Source organism: Piscinibacter sp. (assembly GCF_050175855.1).
Classification (GTDB): domain Bacteria; phylum Pseudomonadota; class Gammaproteobacteria; order Burkholderiales; family Burkholderiaceae_C; genus Piscinibacter.
In genome coordinates this window covers 1-3,874 of sequence record NZ_JBFXIO010000440.1, presented here as the reverse complement: position 1 = coordinate 3,874, position 3,874 = coordinate 1, and the positions used below count along the sequence as shown (strand labels likewise).

Below are 3,874 nucleotides of genomic sequence, written 5' to 3'. Positions count from 1 at the left end.
CGCCGGCGCTGCGCAGCATCTCGCCATAGCCCTGTTCGGCCGTGTAGAGGATCCAGTACTCGCCGAAGGCCTCGAGCACCTTCTCCGCCGGCAGGTCCATCTCGCGGCTGACCGAGCCGACCAGGCGATTCGTCACGTCGTCGGGGTAGCTGCGCACGGCGACGAAACCGTCGGCCCCCACCTGCGCATGGGCGCACACGCGGCGCCAGCCGTCGTCGCCCTTCATCTGCTTGACGAGGTCCTCGACCGCGCGATTCACGAGACCGTACATCTTCGTTGCTCCTTCAGTCCTGGGTGATCGAGGCCGGCACCTCGACGAGTGGGAACCACAGCGTCACTCGCGTGCCGATACCCGGCTCGCTGTCGACGTCGATGCGGCCGCCCTGCAGCTCCATGATTTCCTGCACGAGGCTCATGCCCAGGCCGGTGCCGGGGATGTTGCCCGAGGGGTCGGCGCGGTAGAAGCGCTCGAACAAGCGCGCCTTCTGCGCCGGCGTCATGCCGATGCCGGAGTCGGTGATGGCCACGCCGACGTGCGGCCGGTCGTCGAACTCGGCGGCGAGCGTGTGCAGCCGTATCGGCCCGCCGCCGGGCGAGTACTTGTAGGCGTTGGACAGCACGTTGGTGATGGCCTGCCGGGTCTTGTCGGCATCGACCGTCAGCTGCATGTCGCCATGCTCGATGCGCACCTCCACCTTGCGCGGGTCGCCATGGATCATCAGCGCGTCGACCGTCTCCTGTACCAGGCCGCCCAGCGCGTGCTGGGTGATGCGGAAGTCCTTGCCCTGGCGGGCCTCGATGCGCGCCAGGTCGAGCAGCTCGTTGACCATGTTGATCAGCAGCGAGGCCTGGCGGTGGATGGTCTCCAGCACGTCGCGCTGGCGCTCCGGGGGCACCGGGCGCTTGAGCATCAGCTCGGCGAAGCCGAAGATGCTGGCCATCGGCGTGCGCAGCTCGTGCGCCGCGGTGGTCAGGAACTCGCTCTTCATGCGGTCGACCTCGGTCTCGTGGGTCACGTCGCGGAAGTACAGGATCGATTCGCCGTGGCCGCCCAGGTTCAGCCGGGCCAGCCGCGCCAGCACGCGGCGCTCGGGGCGAAGCAACTCGATGGTGTCGGCATGGGTGCCGGCCTCGCCGGCGGCGGCGGCCACCGGCGCGTAGTCCTGTGCCGGGCTGCACAGCGTGCCGAAGCGGCGGTCGAACGACTCCAGGTCGCACGGCAGGCTGGCGTCCCAGCCGGTCATCTGCACGAACGCCTGGTTGCAGTAGACCATCTGGCCTTCGCGGTCGAACACCACGAAGCCGTCGGGGCTGAGGTCGAAGACGGCGTTCAGCCGCGCGCTGCGCTCGGCCAGCGCGAAGCGAGCACGCTCGCGCTCGGTCACGTCCGACTGCACGCCGATGTAGTGGGTGACCTCGCCCTCGGGAGTGGCCACCGGCGCGATCGACAGCTCGTTGAAGAACAGCGTGCCGTCCTTGCGGTAGTTGCGCAGCACCACGGTGGCGGGCTGGCCCTGGCGCACGGCCTCGCGCAGCACGTCGATCTCGGGCTGGTCGCGGTCCTCGCCCTGCAGGAAGCTGCAGTTGCGGCCGATCGCGTCACCGACGCTGTAGCCGGTGATCTTCTCGAAGGCCGGGTTGGCGTAGAAGATCGGCTGCCCCGGCGTGCGCACGTCGGTGATCACCACGCCGTTGGTGGCGCACTCGAGCGCGCGGTTGTACAGGCGCAGCATCGAGTCGATCCAGCGCTGGTCGGTGACGTCGCGCACCACGCAGGTGAAGCGCGAGTCTTCGCCCTCGCCCACGCGCGAGATCGCCACCTCCACCGGGAACTGCGTGCCGTCGCGGCGCAGCGCCGTCGACTCCAGCCGTGCCATGCGGCTGGAGCGGATCAGCATGCCTTCGCGGGTGATGCGGTCGACCTCGTCGAAGCTCAGCTGCGGCAGCAGCCGCGCGATCGGCTCGCCGAGCACCTGCTCGGGCTCGACGCCGAAGATGCTGGTGGCGGCCGGATTGATCATCGCGACGCGGGCCTCTCGGTCGAGGCCGAGGATGGCATCCGGCGTGGCATCGAGAAGCGAGTGCACGCGCGCCTCGCTGGTGCGGATCGACAGCAATTGCTGCTGCAGCGTCTGCGAGGCATCGTTGAGCGCCTCGGTCAGCTCGGCCACCTCGCGGCTGCCGCCTTGCTGGTCGAGCGTGCGGCCGAGGCCTTCGCCGAGGCCACGCGAAAAGCGCACCAGGCGCTGCAGCGGTGCCAGCGAGCGCACCAGGAAGGCGTAGACCGCCGCGATGGTGAGCAGGCCCACCAGGGCGATCGAGGCGATCAGCTCGCGCTGCATGCTCATCAGGTTGGCGCGTTCGCCGTCCTGGCTGAACAGCACGCCGATGTGGCCGAGCGGCATGATCGGGTCGACCGGCGTCCAGACCTGCAGCGCGTCGATGCCGCCCACCTGCACCGGCTCGGCGCTGGCCTGCTGGCCGGCCGGCGGCCTGGGCATGTCCGTTGGCAGGGTGCGCGCCACCAGGCTGCCATCGGACAAGGCGCGCACCGACAGCAGCGCCACGCCGGCGCTGTCACGCACGTCGATGCGCAGCACGCCGGGCAGCTTCGCGATGTCGCGCAGGGCCTTCTCCAGGCCCGGCTGGTCGGAGCGCACCAGCATCGGCGCCGCCGCACCGGCGGCCGTGCGGGCCAGTGCGCCGGCCCACTGCGAGGACGACTGCAAGGCCGCCGCGGCGGCACGCTGGCTGGAGACGAGGTACAGCGCCGCCATCGCGGCGAGCATCACTGCGGCCAGCAGCACCAGCATCTGGTGGCGCAGGCGGCGTGGCCACGCCGCGGCGATCAGGGAGAGGGGGCGAAGGTATTCCATGTCGGCGCCTCGAGGTTCGGGCACAGGCTCACGCGCCGATCAGCGGCAGCGTTTCGTCGTCGAGCAGCGCCGAGAACTGCGGGCGGTGCTCGTTGATGCGGTCGCGCAGCGCGACCATCTGCCGGGCGCTGTTCAGGAAGGCGTCGGCCACCACCGGGTCGAACAGCCGGCCGCGTTCGCGGCGCAGCATCTCCAGCGCGGTGTCGTCGGCGATCGCCGGCCGGTAGCAGCGGTCCATGGTCAGCGCGTCGAAGTAGTCGACCACCGAGACGATGCGCCCCGACAGCGGGATGTCGGTGCCGGCCAGGCCACGCGGATAGCCGCCGCCATCGAAGCGCTCGTGGTGCGACATCGCCACCTCGCTGGCCAGGCGGAACAGTGGCACGTCGGAGGTGCCGAGGATTTCAGCGCCCATCTGCGCGTGGCGGTTCATCACCGCGCGTTCTTCCGGCGTGAGCGGTCCGGGCTTCTTCAGCACGCTGTCGGGCACACCGATCTTGCCGATGTCGTGCATCGGCGCGGCCATGCGCAGCAGCCGCGCCCACGAACGCGGCTGGCCCAGCGCCAGGGCCAGCGCCTCGGCGAGGAAGCCCATGCGCACGATGTGCACGCCGGTGTCGTCGTCGCGGTATTCGGCGGCGATCGACAGCCGCAGCAGCGCCTCGTGGTGTGCCCGGGCGAGCGCGCGCAGGGCCTCGTTGCGCTCGCGGTACATGCGGCCGAGGTCGGCGGTCACGCGCTCGAGCTGCGCCTGCGCCATGGCCGGGTCGGCCAGGCCCAGGGGCGCGTAGGCGCTGTCGGTGTCGGCGGCGGTGTGGGCGAGCATCGGTGCGTCCGGGACTGAGACTGCGGCGCTCAGGCCGTGGCGACCAGGCGGTCGATCGTCTCGATCAGCTGCAGCGGGCTGAACGGCTTGACGAGGTAGTCGTCGGCGCCGGCCTGCTGCCCGGCCTCGCGGTCGCGGGCCTGGCCGCGGGCGGTCAGCAGCACCACCTTGA

General features: G+C 70.8%; 3 protein-coding genes and 1 pseudogene. All 4 read right to left on the bottom strand.

The annotated features are described in order from the left end of the window. A partial coding sequence (locus AB7U92_RS23390; RefSeq protein WP_428582631.1) for a heme NO-binding domain-containing protein occupies positions 1-271 on the bottom strand: 271 nt, incomplete at its 3' end. Positions 272-284: 13 nt separating this feature from the next. After that, a complete protein-coding gene (locus AB7U92_RS23385) occupies positions 285-2,876 on the bottom strand; it encodes a PAS domain S-box protein (RefSeq protein ID WP_428582629.1) in 2,592 nt (863 codons plus the stop codon). 28 nt (positions 2,877-2,904) lie between these two features. Next, positions 2,905-3,702, bottom strand: a complete 798-nt coding sequence (locus AB7U92_RS23380; protein WP_428582627.1) for an HD-GYP domain-containing protein — start codon at positions 3,700-3,702, stop codon at positions 2,905-2,907. A 29-nt stretch (positions 3,703-3,731) separates the two neighbouring features. After that, a pseudogene (locus tag AB7U92_RS23375) lies at positions 3,732-3,874 on the bottom strand (two-component system response regulator); the annotation flags it as partial.